Here is a 17545-nt window from a genome sequence, read left to right as displayed (position 1 = left end):
TAAAATACAAATATCAGCCATTAATCGACGGTCGGGCCGCTACCCGGTCACGCCAGGCCTTAAGAGCGCGTAGGTTCTCGGGAATTTCAACCTTGGCAAACTCCGCAAATACTAGTCCAGCATAAGCTGTGATATCCGCTACCGTGAAACGATTACCTGCGACAAAGTCACTTTCTGTGAGTACTCCGTCGAGATAGATCATGGTCAACTGGGCAACTTCTTTCTGCTTGCTACCCCAGTCAGGACATTGCCATGTCTCAAGATCTGGCCCTAGGCCCTGAGTTGCGTGGTGAAAATACGCGCCCACCGCATTCATCAATCCGGATTCAGCACGAATATTCATCATCGCGATAACTGCACGCTCTTTAGGTGACGTGCCTGTAAGGGATGGTCCGTCAAAGATACCGTCCAAGTATTCGGTTATAGCATTACAATGCGCAATGCAGGTGCCATCGTCCAGCTCTAATAATGGTACGGTGGCATCAGGGTTTTTTGCCTTGAAAGCACTGGTTCTGTGTTCACCACCCATTACATCTACTGGGACAAATATCACTTTGTTGGTGGCACCTTTTTCCGCAAGGGCGATGCGAACGCGAAGTGGGTTCGGAAACCCTGTGGTTTCATAAATTTTCATTTGAACACCTCTATTGATTAATAACCATTTGATGATCATTCTACCTTCTGGTAGGTAGTTAGACAAGAAGCAATTATATTCTCTCGTTTTGGCTTCTTTCAAAAAGTCAAACGGAGTCCCACAGGCAATTTTGAGTTGAAGACCGTGTTGTAGTTGCTGCTGATCTATTTACATACATTCACGTGTGTACGTATAATTTCATCTCTGGTTTGGAATGCTCTGCCGGATTGTAGACAAAGTGGAGGGTGCATGAGCAAAGGATTTTTGGCATTAATTGTGGCTATGGTCTTTGGTTTTTGGGGGTTGATGAATTCAGCATCAGCACAGGCGGACGAGTGGCATATGACGGGTTCGTACTCAACGGATCAGTTGCGTGGTGCACGCGTTGGGTACCGGGTTACTGATATCCGGCTGTCAATATTGGAGGATTGGACGTGGTTGGGAAGTCCAAAGCTGCATATTGAAGGTGCGTTAAACAATTGGCAAAACTCCAATGACCGTTCAGATAATGTTTTTGCGTTGACGATTAGCCCAGTGTTGGCATGGCAGCTTACCGATGGGCCTCGACCGCTGTATGTGGAAGCCGGTATTGGCGGCAGTGTTCTGGATGGCACACGCTTGGGCGAGCGACGTTTATCCACGCGTTTTCAGTTTGAAGACCGCATTGGGTTAAGTTGGCAGTATTCGGCTTATTCAAATGCACGATTAACGCTGGCATACGTGCATTATTCAAATGCAGACATTGATAGCCCTAATGATGGCCTCGATTTTTTCGGTTTAACTTGGAGTAATACCTTCTAATTGGGAGTTACGCCCTATTAAATCGTAAGTTTGTTTACCGCAAATGGCTTTCGAAGCCCTTTTCACTTTGCACTTCTCACACCACCTTTGGTTTCGGTAAATATTTGCTAAGTACAGCGTGAACCACATAATCGGTCAAGATATTTGTCGGTCAATAGTTTGAGCTAAAAAAATTTTTGTCAGCACAAACTATTAATGTATAGGGATTATTTTTAGTTCATACGTATGATCTTTAGGATTTGAAGAGGTGCTTTATTCGTGATCTAATTGATTTTGCGAATAAAAAAGATCACCTTTGCAGGCCAAACGAATGAAGCATGAACAAGATATCCGATTCTTAAACGCTTTTGAACGACTTTTTTCACCAGCTGAGCTTGATACGCTTGGGCGACAAACCGGATTTATGAAACGACGCCGCCAGGTCACACCCCACAGGTTTTGCATGGCGCTGGTCAGCGCTCTTGGCTCTGCGACAACGAATTCAATTGCTGATATCCAGCGTCAATTTAATCATATGCATGTCACTGGCATACAGCTAAAACCATTTCATAAACAATTGGTTAAGATGTCTGCACCTGAGTTTATGCGTGAGGTGTTTGAAATACGCAGCATTGGCTGTGCATCTTCCCGACATGCTTACTCTGAGGGATAAGTATCAGGATGTTTTTGACCGTATTATTTTACAAGATGGTAGCAGTTTCGCGGTACATGGCGACTTAATGCACTATTTTCCAGGGCGTTTTAATGTACACAGCCCTGCAACGGTTGAGTTGCATGTCACCTATGACGTGTTCAAAGGATAACCATAGAGCGTAAGTCTGACCGAAGACATTGCGCCAGAGCGGGATTACTTGCCATCAGCGTCATCCTTAACTGGGTGCTTATTTATGGCTGATGCCGGTTATTTTTCAAAGAGTTATATTCAGAAACTGCAAGATGCCAGTGCTTTTTTCATCAGCCGCATGAGCAAAAGTGTTAATCCAATGGCCGTTTGCGACAAAAGCCAGCAGGCAAAACCACCGCAATCATGGCTAAAAGAATTACCCAGTACAGGTGCGTTAGATTTAGACGTGCATTGGCCTGATGGCCCGGTTTATCGTTGTGTGGCATTTGCTGCATTAGATCACAAAAAAAGACATGTTCTGGTATGCACTAACCTTGATCGGCAACAGTTTCCACCAGAAGTTGTCGGCGATCTCTATCGTGTCCGCTGGCAGATAGAACTGCTATTCAAAGAATGGAAGACTATGAATAATTTGAATAAATTCGACAATCACCATGCAACAATAGTTGAAACGCTGATCTGGGGAAGCTTGCTCGCGGCAACTTTAAAACGATGGCTTATTAACGCGGCACAACAAAAGTATGACCGGGTGATTTCACTGTTTACCGGTGCAAAATCAGCCCATATCTGGTGGTTACCCTTTTGTTTAGATATTGCCAGAGGTCCTGGCGCGGATTAAGTAACGGCCATAAATAAAGCATTGGCATTTTTAGCACAACGTTGCCAGCGTCAGAATTTGACGAGGGACCAAAAAAATGGGGTGTTTAAAACACTATCTAATATAAGTAAATCAGTAACTTAAGCTCTTAAGGACATACGTATGATTTTTAGTTTCCTCTTGCATATGTACTGGAGCAGGTTTACTACTTTATGGACACTGCCGCACCGTTTCCGGGCGGCAAGCGGGCTATCCTGACACGGCGGGGACATTATCTTATGACGAGAATTCAGAATGACAGATTAGCAATTTCGACTATTTAGTCTGTCAGCAATGCTTTGCGACGGTCAGGTCTCGACTCATTCGATGTCCTAATTGTGGATGAAGGGCAAGACTTGTTAAATTTTCGAGACACAAATTTCCTCCCATAGTATCAGCTCTTTGCTAATTTGATTTGCGCCCAGTCCCACCGAGCAACCCAGTGCACGATTTGCTTTAGCCCTTGCTGATAATGTTGTCTACGAATGGGCAGCTTAGGTTCATTACAAAGCAGGATGCCGAGGAAGTTCAGAGCAAGTACCCGTCGATTTTTAATCGTGTTCGCCTGATATCGTAAGTGTACGCCTGCTATTTCACCTGCGGCACCCATCAGGTAGTGGAACCAATTTGCCAGTGCCGCCAGTAGCAGTAATATATCCAAACGCGATTTGGATTTGGTGCCGTGCAAGTCACTCCATAAGCCATAACGCGGACTTTTTTGGTCTCGGAAGCTTTCTTCAATTTGCATTCGGCTACTGTAGCACTTGGCGATTTTACCCGCATAGTCATGACACTCAGGTAACGATGACACCAATAACCAGGGTTCTTTGTAAGACTTATTTTTGTCTCGCTTCAATAGCTCATAGCCTTTACCAACCAGAATGACGCGGGTTTCATACTGCTGCGTCTAAGTCAGCATGATTGTGCCTAAGTGTTTGGGTGTGGCGCGAGCCTTTTTATAAAGCGCATTGACAGTCATAAACTCCATTTGCTCTGCCAGTTTAAGCTTCACGTTACCTCTGACTCTGGCGACATAATGCCAGCCTAATTTGCGTACCTGTTTAAGCCAGGGCACTTTGAAGCCAGCATCAGCGACAATACAGGCTTGCAGTCTTTAGGTAACATTGCCTTGAGCTGATTTAAAAATGTGCGGTGCACATGTGGGCAAGTATAGTCTTCTGCCGCTGCCACTTTTTGTAATAATGTCAGTGCTCTGCCATCAGCGGACATGCTGGCTCGCAGAATAAAATGCCGTTTCACGGTATCGGCGTTGCTCCAGTCAATCAAAATGAGCGGCTGAGATTTACTGCTCACGACAGATTTGGTCATTGCCGAATAGATAAGAGGTAGCTCCCGCTGCAGATTAGCATTGCTGAGTAATCTATCTGCGCGCTTGATACTGACTTTATCCGACGAGCCTGGCATCGCACGCCCAATGGCTGTCACAGTACAACGCGCGTCTTTAGTAAGAGCAGTTTTCATATATAAACTCGTTAACCATAAACAGAAGGGTTTTCAATAGTGTTTTTTTCTGAATACTGAGACGCTGTATCAAGCTCGTTTTCAATTTTTTTGCGTGTGGTGCAATACGGAGCAATGTCTTGGCGGCCTTCAAGTATGCCAGTTACTCTTCTCTTAATTGTAAGAAAGCCATATTTTGCAACGCCATATCAATAGCGTTATTAATTGCGCCAACGGAAACCCCAACTTTATATGCTCTAAACAGCCCATACTTTCTGATGTGGCTGATGGTTTTGTCTGGATTCCATAACAACAGGGCTAAAAATGTTGAAGCAGCGGGTAAATATTTGTTACTTTTCAAATTGAGGCTTAGTGAGTCGAATAGCAAGCCCAGCTCTTTTTAGAAGCCAATATCTGTGAGGACGAATAATTAATTAGTCCAGCTATAATTTTTTGCCTACTTGTCTTGGCCTATAATAGATTTGCTAAATCGTTAATATTCATACATTTTCTCTGCATTAAGCTAATTTTGAATTATAAGTGGCAGGTTAACGTAACGAGCAAGTAAAAGCGGCCTGACACCGCGCCCAAGGGCTATGAAGCGTGCCGAGCGTGATGCGCTGATAAAGGAAGCGTTTGACGACGCCAAAGCTCGTAACGGCTCCAGGCGCATTCAGGTTGACCTTGCTGAGCATGGCAAGAAACCGGATGTAAAAACCATACTGAACAGCATGGAGCGCCAGGGTTTAGTGGCTAAAGCGGCCCGCAAGTTTAAAGTGACGACCGACAGCAAGCATTCGCTGCAAGTCGCCCCAAACTTGCTTGAGCAGGACTTTAGCGCAACAGGCCCGAACCAGAAATGGGTCGGTGATATCACGTACCTGATGACCAGCGAAGGCTGGCTGTATCTGGCGGTAATCATTGATCTGTACTCGCGGGCAGTAATTGGCTGGTCGATGAGCAACCGTATGACAGCAGATCTGGTATGCAGCGCATTGAACATGGCGTTGTTCCGTCGCGGCTTCCCAAAATCGGTGATCGTTCATAGTGATCGAGGCAGCCAGTACTGCTCGCATGATTACCGTGACTTGATTAAAAAGCACCAATTAGTGCAAAGCATGAGCCGCAAAGGAAACTGCTGGGACGTCAACGCCTGTGCGGAAAGCTTCTTCCACTCATTGAAAGTTGAAGCAATCCAGGACGAGCCGATAATGGATCGGGAAACCATGCGCCAACACGTTTTTGAATACATTGAGGTTGATTACGACAAGACCAGAAGGCATAGTGCTCTTAGCTATCTCAGCCCAGAGAATTTTGAATTGAAGAACAGTGCTTAGTGAAACAAAACCGGTAACCACCGAACGCGACACAAAGCGCATTAAATCGCCCAGCTTAAACAAACCAATTTTGTATTGTAGCATTAGCAGGCAAAAATTATGCGGCAACACTGACGACCTAAACCCAGTAGACTTAGCAAAAGCTCTCTGTTTACGCAACGATTTAGTTTAGTCAACAGGTTAACTTGGAACCCGCACAATGGATAGAAAATAATATTGCATTAAATATCATATAGTTAACTGCTATTTCATGAGGAATTTCCAGAATCCCGGTTAACCCTCTATATGAAACTTGCGCCACATCCATCGCACTTTAACCGGTAAGTTTCTTTGGCTTTGCTTACTTTAGTTTGCGGGCTACTGCATGCCGGGCAAACAAGTTTTAACGGCGTATTGCCGCCACAGCTGCCACATTGCGTGTAGTAGCAAATCAGCACGGTGCATATGGTCTTGAATAATAGATTTCGCGCTATAATGCCAACTTTAGCGTTATAGAGAGTTTCGAGAGCAGCTTATATGCAGGTATCTTGGTACTTCGTCACTGCTTTGCTTTGGCCATTATTGCTTTGGCCATTATTGCTTTGGCAAGGCAAGCGCCTGCGCAAGCTGGCTGTGCGGTTACCTGAAGCCACTGGTGACAGAGCTGGCAGTATTGCTGCAAGCAATGCTGCACAACAACCTGTGTTAAAAGTATTGATTTGCGGTGACTCGGCGGCAGCTGGTGTCGGTATTGCTTCGCAGCAACAAGCGCTGGCGGGCTATCTGACCCGGGCGTTAGCGGTTGCGAACTCTGTAGAATGGCAGCTGGTGGCGCAAAGCGGCCTGTGTTGTAACGGACTGATTAAGTTACTGCAAAGTATGCCCGAGCAAAACTTTGATCAGATCTATGTTTCGATTGGTGTGAATAATGTCACCGCTCTGACTGGAAATCGCCAGTACCGCGAACTGTGTCGGGAATTACTCGCATTGCTTAGCACCCGATTTCAGTCACCACTGATTATTATTAGCGCCATACCACCGATGCAGCAGTTTACCGCGCTACCCTGGCCGTTAAATCAGTGGCTTGGTCTGAAGGCGCGACTCTTAAACAGGGTTTTAGCGCAAGAGTTAGCCCAGTGGCCCAACGCAGTGTTGGTTGATGCTAAGCTGCCGTTAAGCCCGGAGCTACTGGCAGCAGACGGCTTTCATCCTTCGGCTAAAGGTGCGGCGCTTTGGGCACAATTACTACTGGAAAGAGCTGCTACAGACTGTAAGCAGACTTAAGATAAGTGATAACGATGAACGATAGCGATCTACCCTACTCGCAAGCCTGTGAAAATAATAAGTCCCCTATTCTGTCGGTATTAAATCAGGCTTTTGCCAATTGCCAGCAGATACTGGAAATTGGCAGTGGTACTGGCCAGCATGCGGTGTACTTCGCCAGTCAGCTGGATCACCTTAGCTGGCAAAGCAGCGATCAGCACTGCAATTTACCGGCGTTGGCTGAACGGATCCGTCGTGGTGCTTTAACCAATTTGCCGCCGCCACTGGCACTGGATATCAGCGGTAACAGCGTGTCCGCACAGCGATTTGATGGTATTTTTACCGCCAATACCTTGCATATTATCAGTTGGCCACTGGTTAAGCGCCTGTTTAGTCGCTTAGATGAATTTGCCACACAAGAAGCAACCCTTTGTATCTACGGGCCTTTTAACTATCAAGGCCAATTTACCAGCGCCAGTAACCAGGCTTTTGATGCCAGCTTAAAGTGCCGGGATCCGGCAATGGGCATTCGTAATAGCGAAGATATTCTGCAGTTGGCGGCGGCAAAGGGTTTTTTACTACAGCAGGATATCGCGATGCCGGCGAATAACCGGCTACTCTGGTTTAAACGCTAACCGCTGCAACACGGATTTTATTCAAGCGGAGTTTTATAGGGTAATGCCACCTCTGCAGCTTGCAGATAGTGCTGCAAATGCTGCTGCTCTTGTTTGAAATAGCCCTGGATCGCAGCGGATAAAGGCGTATCGGCAAAGCAGTAGGCACCATAGCGTAATACCGGCGCAAAACCGCGTTTTAGCTTGTGTTCACCCTGAGCGCCGGCATCAAAAAACGCTAATCCGTGCTCGATGCAATATTCTATACCCTGATAATAACAAAGCTCAAAATGCAGATAGTCATTAGGTTCCAGCGCCCCCCAGTAACGGCCATAGAGCGTATTGCCACCCTGAAAGCATAAAGCAGCTGCCAGCATCTGCTGTGGTTTGGCGGGATCAAAGGCGGCAAAAACCACTATGCAATCCGCTAACTGTGACGCCATTTGCATAAAGCTCTGCGCAGTAATATAACCACGATGCCCGGAGCGTTTGATATAGGTCGCCTGATAACACTGCAGCACTTGTTGCCAATGCGCTGCTGTTAGCTTTGAGCCTAGCAATCTAACCAGCTGCAAATCAGCACAGGCTGCCCGTTCTTTTAGAATTTGCTTACGTTTTCGTGAGTTCAGACGCTGTAAATAGCCAGTAAAGTCTTGATAGTTCCGATTGTGCCATAGGAACTGCACATCATGACGGAGCCAAAATCCCTGTTCGGTTAATGCCTGAGTTAAATCGCCTTCCGGATAAAGCCACTGCAGGCTATGAAGTTTACCCGTTTCCAGTTCTGCCGTTAAAAAACCGGTGATGGCACTAAGCAGCGATGCGCGATCCATGCCTGGTAAAAACCCCAGCCGCGGTCCGGTTACCGGCGTAAAAGGAATGGCGGCAATCCATTTCGGATAATAAGGCAGTTGCAATTGCTGGTAAGCCTCAGCAATTTGCCAGTCAAACAGGTACTCACCGTAAGAATGCGCTTTCAGATAACCTGGTATAGCGGCAACTAAGCGCTGATTCTGCCAGACAGTAAGATGCTGACTTTGCCAACCGGTACCACCGTCGACGCTACCGCCCTGCTCTAATGCCGCAAGAAAAGCGTAGCGGCTGAACGGGTAGTCCGGCGGGAATAACGCATCCCACTCGGCGGCATCGATAGCCTGTAAAGAGTTTAGCCAGCGCAGCTGCATAGCGTCAGTACGCCTAACTATTATCCTGCTTCTCTAAGAAGTCTTTAAACTCAATGGTATAAATGCGCAGCAACACCAGTGTCAGCGCAAAAATAATTGGGCCATAGATCACACCGATCAACCCAAACAATTGGATCCCGCCGATTAATGACAGGAAAATCAATAAGGTGCTCATATTAGAACTACCTTGCATCAGGATCGGCCGCAAGACATTATCAATAGAACCGACGACCACCACGCCCCAGCCGGCGAGAAACAAACCCCAACCCCAATCACCGGTAAGGATCAGATATAAACTGGCTGGGAGCCAGATCAAAGCCGTACCCACGGCCGGTATAAAGGAGGCAAAGGCCATCATGGTGCCCCAGAACAAGCCCGGAAAGCCAACAATGGCCATAGCAATACCGCCGGCAATACCTTGCGCGATAGCAGTAAGCACCGAACCCAATACTGCGGAACGGGCGACCATCTTTGCTTCGGTTAATAAGGCTTCTTCTTGAGAGCGTGATAGCGGTAAGACCCAGTGCAGGGTATCAACAATTTTGGCGTGGTCGCGCAGTAAAAAGAACAGCACGAACAACATCAGAATAAAACTAAACACCAAACCGGTAATATCCCCGACCAGCTTGGTGCTAAGGTTCAGCAGTTCTTTACCAAAACCCGCTGCGAACTCGCTAATCTTCTCAATAATACTTCTGGCATCCAGGTTTTCACCGGGTAGCCACTCCGCCAGGAATACCTGCAGTTGCTGTAAATAAGGATGCTGTAATAGTTGTTCGGCACCACCCTGCCCAAGCCAGCTATAGCTTTGTTTAGTAAAGGTTAAACCCTGCTGCACAATGGCGCCAAATACCAGGGCCGCCGGCACCAGAATCACGACTACCAACAACAGCAGCGATACTGTCGCTGCCAAATTTGGTTTGCCCGGCAATTTGGTTTCAATCCATTCATGCACCGGGAAACACAGTAGCGATAACACAAAAGCCAATACGATAGCGCCAATATAAGGCGCTATTAGCAGGTAACTGCCATAGAGCGCCAGTAACAACGCAATAATTAGAATATAGTGGCGTGATTCAATCTGAAATTTAGCCGGCATGCGTCTTCCCTTCACAATTTACTGACCTTTAGCTCGCTGCATACCCAATCTTTATAGGTATCAGAAATTAAACAACATTACGCCTAAGCCTATACTATTTTGCCGATGATTGTAATCCAGCAGCGTTTCAGCATAGCCGGAAAAAAGCTGTAGATGTAAACGCAAACCATCAGGTTGCTGTTTATTAATCGGATAAGTTAGGTCCAACTGCCAGGAGCCGCGTGAGAAATCACGCCAACTCATTTTACGGGTTAAAGACGCGGTGGAACGGCCAGGTAACCAATTGAGTTGCAGTTCTGTGGTGCCGAGATAAGACGTTAAGTCCGGGTTATCATCTTCCGACGGTGATTCGGTAATACGTTTGTTTAACTTGATCTGAAAGCCTACCTGCTCGCGCTCAAAAGCGGCTGCAGCATATACCCGGTTCCAGCTGCGGGATAACGGCTCGCTCTGACCATTCGATTGATGCACAAAACCCAGTTGCAGCATCTGCATACTCCAGCCAAAAGGTAGCTTATGCAGATAATCCAGTGTTGGGATCACATAGACCACCTCAGGTTGATAGTCGGTGCTGCGAAACGGTGCAGAGTCTTCCGAGTTCCAGAGTTGCCACATTGAAGTTTGGGTATAAGCGAACCAAAGATCGGCATTAGGAAGCAGAAAGTCCTCCAACACCTTGGCTCTGAGCGATACCTGTAATTTTGCTTCGATATCCTTGTAATTGTCCTGAAACTCAGCACCAGAGCGGGTTGGGCTTTGAGGTTGCCGGTTTATCGAACTGCTGTAATGCACCGGCAAAATAAAGTTGGGTTGATAGGTTCTGACCCGGAAGGTTCCTCTTTTATCACTGTCATCCAGCTCCCACAAACTTTGCAGGATAGTAGCAACCGGGATTAAAGCCGCTCCCGCTTCAGTATTTTGCTGGGGGTCTTGCGACTCGCCGGTACTCATTGCCGCTATTGCAGGTTCCTGCCGCTCAGCTTGCAAACGGCGTTTTTGCGCGGCTTTCACTTTTTCATCATAACACGCCAGACGTTCAGTATCGGCCAGTGCCAGACAGCTTTCAAGCTCGGTTTCTGCACCAAACACAGTGGCACTCATTACCGCAAGCGTGAGTGGGAGAATTTTATGCATACAGGGGTTCCCTCCAAAATACTGGTTTAGTCTACGTGATATAAATGACAAGCAGCTGAACTAAATTGAAAAAAATCACGTTATCCCCCTTGTCAGCATCAAAAGCAAACCCGATGTAACTAACAACATCAATCTGGCAGCGTCGCTGCCAGCAGGCCTCACAGGAGACTACTATGACACAGCGTTACACGCCACCTGAAGTCTGGCAATGGCAAACTGAAAACGGTGGCACCTTTGCCAGTATTAATCGCCCAACTTCTGGGGCGACGTTTGAAAAGAATTTGCCGGTAGGTGAACATCCGTTACAGCTGTATTCACTGGCGACACCAAATGGCGTAAAAGTCACTGTTATGCTCGAAGAGTTACTGGCTGCAGGCCATGCCGCAGAATACGATGCCTGGTTAATCAGTATTAAAGACGGTGAGCAATTCAGCAGTGGTTTTGTGGCACTTAACCCCAACTCCAAAATTCCGGCCTTATTTGATCACAGCACTGGGATCCGTTTGTTTGAGTCAGGCTCTATCCTGCTCTATCTGGCAGAAAAGTATCAGGCTTTTTTACCGAAAGCGCTGGCGGCTCGTACTGAAGTTATGAACTGGTTATTCTGGCAAATGGGCAGCGCGCCCTTTGTCGGCGGCGGCTTTGGGCATTTTTACGCTTATGCACCGGAGAAATACGAATATCCAATTAACCGCTATGCCATGGAAACTAAGCGCCAGCTGGATGTGTTAGATAAGCAATTGGCTAAGCATCGTTATGTAGCTGGCGATGAGTACAGCATCGCCGATATGGCGATTTGGCCCTGGTACGGTGGCCTGGTACTGGGGCGGTTATATAATGCTGCAACCTTTTTAGATGTGCAAAGCTATCAACATGTATTGCGTTGGGCGAAAGAAATTGACCAACGTCCGGCAGTAAAACGCGGCTATATCGTTAACCGCAATTTTGGTGACGGACCTTGCTTGCCTGAGCGCCACAGTAAAGCGGACTTTGCGCCCTTTGGTCTGGACTAATCCGCTTTGACTTGCCACCGGCTAGCTTGCCCGGTGGCTCATTGTTTAGCTAAGTTGCTGCTCGGCGGCTCGCACCTGTGAGCGCAGTTCTTGCTGTAACCCCTCGGGCAATTGCAGTTGCTTAGCCAACTCGGTGAGATAACTGCGTTCCATAAAGCTTTCTTCGTCAATCACCAGCACACTGGCTAAATAGATTTCGGTGGCTAACTCTGGTGTACTTGCCAACGCAGCCACAGCTGTCGGATCGAGCGGCTTTTTCAGCTCGGTATCAACAAAACGGCGCAACGCCGGATCAGCGGTTAAGCGGTTCACTTCCTGCTCAATCAGTTCGCGCTCCCGCTCATCGATATGGCCATCGGCTTTGGCGGCAGCAATAATGGCCACCAGGATGGCTTTACAATGTTGCTCTGCCGCCGGTTCGGGCAGGCGATCAACGGTTTGCGGTGCTACTGACGTATTTTGTTGCTGCTGTTGCCAGTTACCATAGGCTTTATAGGCAAGTACGCCAAGTGCGGCTAAACCACCGTATGTCAGCACTTTTCCGCCCATTTTGCGGCCTTTCTTACTGCCCAGCAAATAGCCAAGGGCCCCGCCCGCCAGTGCTGCGCCACCTTTACCTTTTAACAGCTGTTCAATGCCGCCACTACCGGTACTACTTTGTTTTAAATCACCGCCGCCACTGGCCAGTAATTTGCTGAGGAACTCTTTATTTAACATAGCTTAGTCCTTTTACTGATTTAGCCGTTAGAGCCGGACAGCTGTAATTAATTCCGTTAGTTATGGACAATTTGCCGCCAGCCGGTAGCCTTCTCGTTCTGCCGCAGCGACAGAATTGAATACTACCCGGTTCGCCGGCGCCATACTCATATAATTCGGACAATCGGGGCGATGATAAATTTTTGAATTTCGGTTACCGTGTAGCGGCTTGTCCGGCATATTACCGCTACTTGCTATCGCCGGTGCGCTTTGTAAGCTTTGCCAACCGGCGGCAGTTAATCCGATGCCACTGGTTTTAAAACCCAATTGCCACTGCTTTTCACCGCTAACAAAAGGATTACTGCGACCGGTAAGCGCTGCAGTTCGCTCATGCCTTAATGATTCAATAGCCGACACCGGATCCTGTTGATGCCATGCCAGGTAAAGTTGTTGATCCTGGCGGCTTAAACGCAGGTTATAACGATCGGCCATATAAAAGGCAATTCTGGCAATATCACCGCGAATACTCGCAGTCGGTTGCACCTTACGATTACGGGTATCGATCCGGATATCGCACTTACCAAATTGCCCCTTGAAACTGTCATCGACCATGCCAAAAGGCAGGTCAGAACGCAAACCATTAACCTGACCCACTGCATAAGTCAGGTTAAACAAGTCAGCTTCAATAAGATTAAAAAGTGGATCCTGTTGCTGACAGTTTTTACGCCCGCCGTTTTGCCAACATTGCAACTGTTTGCCCACCCATGAAATAGGAATAACATGTTCGACTTCTGAACGCGCAGCTCGAGCTAGCGTGGCTTCACTGGGTAAACCTTTTGGCGAGTAGATTTGATAACCACAACTTTGATGATCAACCCGCCCACCGCTGCGCCCTACCCAACTGATTTGGCAATCACAATAAAAAGTGCGCTCAGCACCCTGATAGATTTGCTTTAACGAAACCTTGGCCTGCTCAAAATTCTTAGGCTCAGCAGCCAGGCCAACCGAGCACAGCAGCGCCAGCAAACAACCTACGACTATTCTAATCACAACAACTACCGCGCTGGCCGTTGGCGCTTCGATGACGTCAAACCCCAGCCGGCCTGCTGAGGTTTATATCCTGTTGCGAAACATGGTCATTCGCATCGTTTTATCATAACAAGAGCAGCTACCAGTGCAAACCCTAACCTTAGATTGAGCTCTGAGTCCCTAGTCCAGATTGTATTGATCAATTAAAAAAGGTATAACTAAATTACGTCCTGCCTAACTATTCCGCTAATGCTAAAGTTCTGTCTTCTGCTAATTCTCATCTGCTGCTGTAGTGGTGGAGCTTTAGGCACCACCGATTATGTTTTTACCACGCCAACCGATAAACTAACCGCAAGACAATCATCGGTTTACCATATTGGACAGGATCAATCGGGGTTTATGTGGTTAGCCACCGATAGCGACGGTTTGTTACGTTTTGACGGTGCAGAGAGCATCAACTGGTTAGCGGCCGGTAAAGATACACAACACCGGCAAAATGTGAATAAATTTGTGTTGGATGACAACGGCGCCATGTGGTTTGCCAGTTGGGGTCAGGGCTTGACCTATATTTCAGCCCAACAACAACTGCAACTCCGTTTTCGGGCTGATGCCGCCAATCCTGCTGCATTAGCGTCCGACCGGGTGCAAACCTTATTTATGGACAGTAAACGCCGGCTTTGGATTGGTTCCGTTGCTGGCGTAAACTATATTGATAGCAGCAATCTAAATGAAATTAGCCGCTTTGCTGCTGATGAACCCACTCACCCACTTTATCAGAACCGGATTTGGTGGATAACCGAATCGAGTGAGGGTATCTGGTTTGCCACTTCAGATGGCATAGTATTATTGCCTGCCGATCAAAGCGCAGCAAAACGCTACTATTTACCCTTATCCTCATCATTGCAACTTGAGCGCGCACGGGAAGTACGGGCATTACAACAATTTTCCTCCGGCCTGTGGGCCAGTTCCGCAAATGGCATTTATCGTTACCAAAACACCTGTGATTGCTTTGAGCAAGTTCCGATGCCGACGGCAATGGCAACACCCAGATTTAATGTGGTTCATCCGCAAGGTGATACTTTACTCTGGGTTGGTGCGGCCGAAGGATTATTTTTGTTAGACACCCAAACCCTGACTTGGGTAGCAAAGGATAATAATTATAATTTTTTACCCGATATCGACGTTAGAACCTTGTTTGTCAATGCTGACGATCAATTATGGATTGGCAGCCGGGATCAGGGCTTGTTTATCGGCACACCACAGCACAGAGTGTTTAGCCCGCTAGCGACTAGCTTGCCGGCAACCAAAAGTCAGGCCGCTTCCCGGTTAACCAGCGCACTGTTTCACGATCATGCTAATAAACTTTGGCTGGCCGCTCAGGATACCTTGCTTTATCAGGATAGTCAGGGAGATTGGCAACAGTTTCCGTTTCGTGCCAAAGCCAATATCCGAAAAATCTATCAGATAGCCGAGTATCCGGCCGGAACCCTCTGGTTAGCGACTGATACCGGTTTATATCAGTTTAAAAATGGGCAGTTGCAATTTGATCCGACCCCATTTCAATTAACCGGCCTGGCGCCCAGCGGGGTTACCGCGCTACATGTCGATACGCGAGGCGTGCTGTATTTGGGGGTTTGGCAGCGCGGGTTAATTAGCTGGCAGGTAGGCGCCGATAGTGCCAGCCTGAATTTAACCCAACTGGCAGAAAACAGTGGCGACCAAATCTATGACCTCGCCTTAAGCCCGGATGGTGTTTTATTTGCAGCGACCCGTTACTCCGGGTTGTATAAACTCACCTCAACTCGAGGCTGGCAGCGCGTAGACACCGGAACCCGGGAATTAGTAGAGGGTTTCAATTGTGTAGTTCCCGAGAGTTCAAGCCGGCTTTGGCTTTGCTCCGAATATGGTTTGTGGTTTGTCAATCTGGAAAGCGGGCAACAACAACATTATCTAACCGAACACGGGTTACCCAGCGTCTATATCACAGCGGCTTTGTTTGACAAACAAGGGCATCTTTGGAGTCTAACCAACCATGGACCGGCTCGCTTTGATCAACAGATACAGCGGTTTATAAGTTATGGCACCAACGATGGCCTACCGGATCTCACACTGCAACGCAATGCACATAGCGTCGCGGCAGATGGTACCCTCTATCTGGGGACAGCCAATGGTACCGTCGTCAGCAAGTTTGATCCTGATACGGAGCGACTATCCGTTCCTAACGTCAAACTGAGTAAGGTACTGATTGATGGCGCTAATTACACTATCCAATATTCAGGTGAGGTTTCAGAGATTAATTTGGCGGCGGATTACCGAGAGTTAGTACTGGGTTTTTCGGTATTGGACTATCGGGAACCAGAAAAAAACACTATCCGTTACCGTTTATTAGGGCTATCCTCCGCCTGGAGCAGTGCCAGTCGTAACAGAGAATTACGCTACGTTAATTTACCCGCCGGTCAGTATCAGCTGGAAGTTGAAGGCCAAAATAGTCAGGGGATAACTTCTGCTTCACCTCTACGCATCAATATTCAGGTCGCCGCCCCCTGGTGGCAGTCTCCGCTGTTGTGGATTATAGGTATTTTGCTATTACTGCTTAGCATCAGTTCCATCATCTATTGGCGTGAATTAAGCCTGAAACGGCGAAACGCAAAATTAGCATTATTGGTTACTGAGCGTACCCAGGCGTTAGAAACGCTGACTCAACAACTGAAGCAACGCGCTGAACACGATAGCCTGACCGGATTATTAAACCGATCAGGTTTTGGTGAGCGCTTTAACCTTTTACGCTCGCAAGCCTGCCGACAAACTATTCCGCTCAGCATAGTGTTAATCGATCTGGATCACTTCAAACGCTTCAATGACCAGTACGGGCATGCTGCCGGTGATTTGGCCTTACAACACTTTGCGGCGTTACTGCAACAACGGCTGCGAGAAAGTGATCTCTGTGGGCGTTGGGGCGGCGAGGAGTTTATTCTGGCGTTAAGCGATTGTGATGCAATCGGTGCGAAAAAATTCTGCGAAGACTTATTAACCACACTGCAGCAGCAACCCTTTACATATCAGGACAAGCCATTATGTATCAGTGCAACCTTTGGTATCGCTGAGCTGGCAACCAGCACCGAGTCACTGGAACAATGGGTTAAGCTGGCAGATCAGGCCTTGTATCGGGGGAAAGATCAAGGCCGTGGTTGCGCGGTTATTGCCAGCTTAACTTATGCCAGTTGATGGTTCACCACGGTGCCATGCAGCAAATTATCGTGCAACGGACAGCGGGCGCAAACTTCATCTAAAAAGCGTTGTTTCTGCTCAGCATTCAGATCGGCGTCTATTTCTGCACTGATACGAATTTGCTGAAACCCCGCGCGGTCAGCAGTTGGCTTACCCATCAGTGCCTCCGGGTTGTAATCGCCGTCAACCTTAATTTTCATTCCTCGCAGCACGATTTTCTGTTGAAACGCAGCAATACGCGCAATGGTTGCAATACAGCCACCCACAGCAAACAGCAACATCTGCAAGGGTGTTGGCCCCAAGCCACTGCCTTTGGCATTAACAGGCTGATCAATAAATATTTGGTGATCACCAAGTTGTGTTGTTACCGCAAACCCCTCACCCATTTCACTCTCGACACTAACTGTTTTAAGCATATCGCCCCCTGTTTATTAAGTTGGCCTAATATAAATGATTGCTACCACTGCTACCTGATTTAGATCAACAAAGTGGCTATCACGGCAAATTGCCGAGATAACCAACACTCAGCCGCCTAATGGCTTGTTTTACTGGCAATCTGGCGGGCCTTTGATTAGTGTAGCGCCTTTTCACA

At 47.6% G+C, this 17545-nt stretch carries 13 protein-coding genes and 3 pseudogenes; 7 read left to right on the top strand and 9 right to left on the bottom strand.

Annotated features, from left to right (window positions below; genetic code table 11):
- Window positions 1-13: 13 nt before the first annotated feature.
- A complete protein-coding gene (locus tag AGRI_RS02985; RefSeq protein WP_008983527.1) occupies window positions 14-634 on the bottom strand; it encodes a glutathione S-transferase family protein in 621 nt (206 codons plus the stop codon).
- 249 nt (window positions 635-883) lie between these two features.
- Between AGRI_RS02985 and AGRI_RS02980 the strand changes: the two genes are divergently transcribed.
- Window positions 884-1435 carry an acyloxyacyl hydrolase gene (locus tag AGRI_RS02980; RefSeq protein WP_008983526.1) on the top strand — a complete coding sequence of 184 codons (552 nt, stop codon included), beginning with the start codon at window positions 884-886 and terminating at the stop codon, window positions 1433-1435.
- Between the two features lie 310 nt (window positions 1436-1745).
- Window positions 1746-3021, top strand: a pseudogene (locus AGRI_RS02975) (IS4 family transposase).
- Window positions 3022-3310: 289 nt separating this feature from the next.
- On the opposite strand, the pseudogene AGRI_RS16300 reads toward AGRI_RS02975, so the two are convergent.
- Window positions 3311-4392, bottom strand: a pseudogene (locus tag AGRI_RS16300) (IS4 family transposase); the annotation flags it as partial.
- Between the two features lie 148 nt (window positions 4393-4540).
- Complete coding sequence (locus AGRI_RS16495) at window positions 4541-4765, bottom strand: hypothetical protein (protein WP_008983523.1); 225 nt, start codon at window positions 4763-4765, stop codon at window positions 4541-4543.
- 202 nt (window positions 4766-4967) lie between these two features.
- Here AGRI_RS16495 and AGRI_RS02960 point away from each other — a divergent pair.
- The 3 genes and pseudogenes from AGRI_RS02960 to AGRI_RS02950 all read left to right on the top strand — a co-directional run.
- Window positions 4968-5714 (top strand): annotated as a pseudogene (locus AGRI_RS02960) (IS3 family transposase); the annotation flags it as partial.
- A 516-nt stretch (window positions 5715-6230) separates the two neighbouring features.
- Complete coding sequence (locus tag AGRI_RS02955; RefSeq protein WP_008983521.1) at window positions 6231-6977, top strand: SGNH/GDSL hydrolase family protein; 747 nt, start codon at window positions 6231-6233, stop codon at window positions 6975-6977.
- Window positions 6978-6991: 14 nt separating this feature from the next.
- Entirely contained in the window at window positions 6992-7591 is a 600-nt protein-coding gene (locus AGRI_RS02950; RefSeq protein ID WP_008983520.1) for a DUF938 domain-containing protein, read from the top strand.
- Window positions 7592-7608: 17 nt separating this feature from the next.
- On the opposite strand, the gene AGRI_RS02945 is transcribed toward AGRI_RS02950, so the two are convergent.
- From AGRI_RS02945 to AGRI_RS02935, 3 genes are read right to left on the bottom strand one after another with little or no spacing between them, the layout of a single operon-like run.
- A complete protein-coding gene (locus AGRI_RS02945; protein WP_008983519.1) occupies window positions 7609-8754 on the bottom strand; it encodes a GNAT family N-acetyltransferase in 1146 nt (381 codons plus the stop codon).
- Between the two features lie 13 nt (window positions 8755-8767).
- On the bottom strand, window positions 8768-9853 hold the full coding sequence (locus AGRI_RS02940; protein WP_008983518.1) for an AI-2E family transporter: 1086 nt from the start codon (window positions 9851-9853) through the stop codon (window positions 8768-8770).
- Window positions 9854-9913: 60 nt separating this feature from the next.
- On the bottom strand, window positions 9914-10987 hold the full coding sequence (locus tag AGRI_RS02935) for a phospholipase A (protein WP_008983517.1): 1074 nt from the start codon (window positions 10985-10987) through the stop codon (window positions 9914-9916).
- 173 nt (window positions 10988-11160) lie between these two features.
- Here AGRI_RS02935 and yghU point away from each other — a divergent pair, with 173 nt between their 5' ends.
- The gene (gene yghU / locus AGRI_RS02930) at window positions 11161-12000 is read left to right on the top strand and encodes a glutathione-dependent disulfide-bond oxidoreductase (protein ID WP_008983516.1); all 840 of its coding nucleotides are present in this window, start codon (window positions 11161-11163) and stop codon (window positions 11998-12000) included.
- A gap of 45 nt (window positions 12001-12045) precedes the next feature.
- Here the strand turns inward: yghU and AGRI_RS02925 are convergent, their stop codons facing one another.
- Together AGRI_RS02925 and AGRI_RS02920 are read right to left on the bottom strand one after the other, a co-directional pair.
- On the bottom strand, window positions 12046-12717 hold the full coding sequence (locus AGRI_RS02925; protein WP_008983515.1) for a tellurite resistance TerB family protein: 672 nt from the start codon (window positions 12715-12717) through the stop codon (window positions 12046-12048).
- A gap of 60 nt (window positions 12718-12777) precedes the next feature.
- Window positions 12778-13746: an endonuclease gene (locus AGRI_RS02920; protein ID WP_237713013.1), complete on the bottom strand. Its 969-nt coding sequence runs from the start codon at window positions 13744-13746 to the stop codon at window positions 12778-12780.
- A gap of 378 nt (window positions 13747-14124) precedes the next feature.
- Between AGRI_RS02920 and AGRI_RS02915 the strand changes: the two genes are divergently transcribed.
- Window positions 14125-16950, top strand: coding sequence for a ligand-binding sensor domain-containing diguanylate cyclase (locus AGRI_RS02915; RefSeq protein WP_008983513.1), 2826 nt, complete (start codon window positions 14125-14127; stop codon window positions 16948-16950).
- On the opposite strand, the gene AGRI_RS02910 is transcribed toward AGRI_RS02915, so the two are convergent.
- Complete coding sequence (locus AGRI_RS02910; RefSeq protein ID WP_008983512.1) at window positions 16938-17369, bottom strand: OsmC family protein; 432 nt, start codon at window positions 17367-17369, stop codon at window positions 16938-16940. The two genes, AGRI_RS02915 and AGRI_RS02910, sit on opposite strands and share 13 nt — an antisense overlap.
- Window positions 17370-17545 lie beyond the last annotated feature (176 nt).

This window comes from Alishewanella agri BL06 (assembly GCF_000272005.1).
Lineage (GTDB): Bacteria > Pseudomonadota > Gammaproteobacteria > Enterobacterales > Alteromonadaceae > Alishewanella > Alishewanella agri.
This window is presented reverse-complemented; position numbering and strand designations above follow the sequence as displayed.

Coding starts and splice junctions, on each gene's coding strand:
- AGRI_RS02950 (WP_008983520.1), top strand. CDS start 6,992: ATGAACGATAGCGATCTACCCTACTCGCAAGCCTGTGAAAATAATAAG.
- AGRI_RS02955 (WP_008983521.1), top strand. CDS start 6,231: ATGCAGGTATCTTGGTACTTCGTCACTGCTTTGCTTTGGCCATTATTG.
- AGRI_RS02940 (WP_008983518.1), bottom strand. CDS start 9,853: ATGCCGGCTAAATTTCAGATTGAATCACGCCACTATATTCTAATTATT.
- AGRI_RS02925 (WP_008983515.1), bottom strand. CDS start 12,717: ATGTTAAATAAAGAGTTCCTCAGCAAATTACTGGCCAGTGGCGGCGGT.
- AGRI_RS02945 (WP_008983519.1), bottom strand. CDS start 8,754: ATGCAGCTGCGCTGGCTAAACTCTTTACAGGCTATCGATGCCGCCGAG.
- AGRI_RS02910 (WP_008983512.1), bottom strand. CDS start 17,369: ATGCTTAAAACAGTTAGTGTCGAGAGTGAAATGGGTGAGGGGTTTGCG.
- AGRI_RS02985 (WP_008983527.1), bottom strand. CDS start 634: ATGAAAATTTATGAAACCACAGGGTTTCCGAACCCACTTCGCGTTCGC.
- AGRI_RS02915 (WP_008983513.1), top strand. CDS start 14,125: ATGTGGTTAGCCACCGATAGCGACGGTTTGTTACGTTTTGACGGTGCA.
- AGRI_RS02935 (WP_008983517.1), bottom strand. CDS start 10,987: ATGCATAAAATTCTCCCACTCACGCTTGCGGTAATGAGTGCCACTGTG.
- yghU (WP_008983516.1), top strand. CDS start 11,161: ATGACACAGCGTTACACGCCACCTGAAGTCTGGCAATGGCAAACTGAA.
- AGRI_RS02980 (WP_008983526.1), top strand. CDS start 884: ATGAGCAAAGGATTTTTGGCATTAATTGTGGCTATGGTCTTTGGTTTT.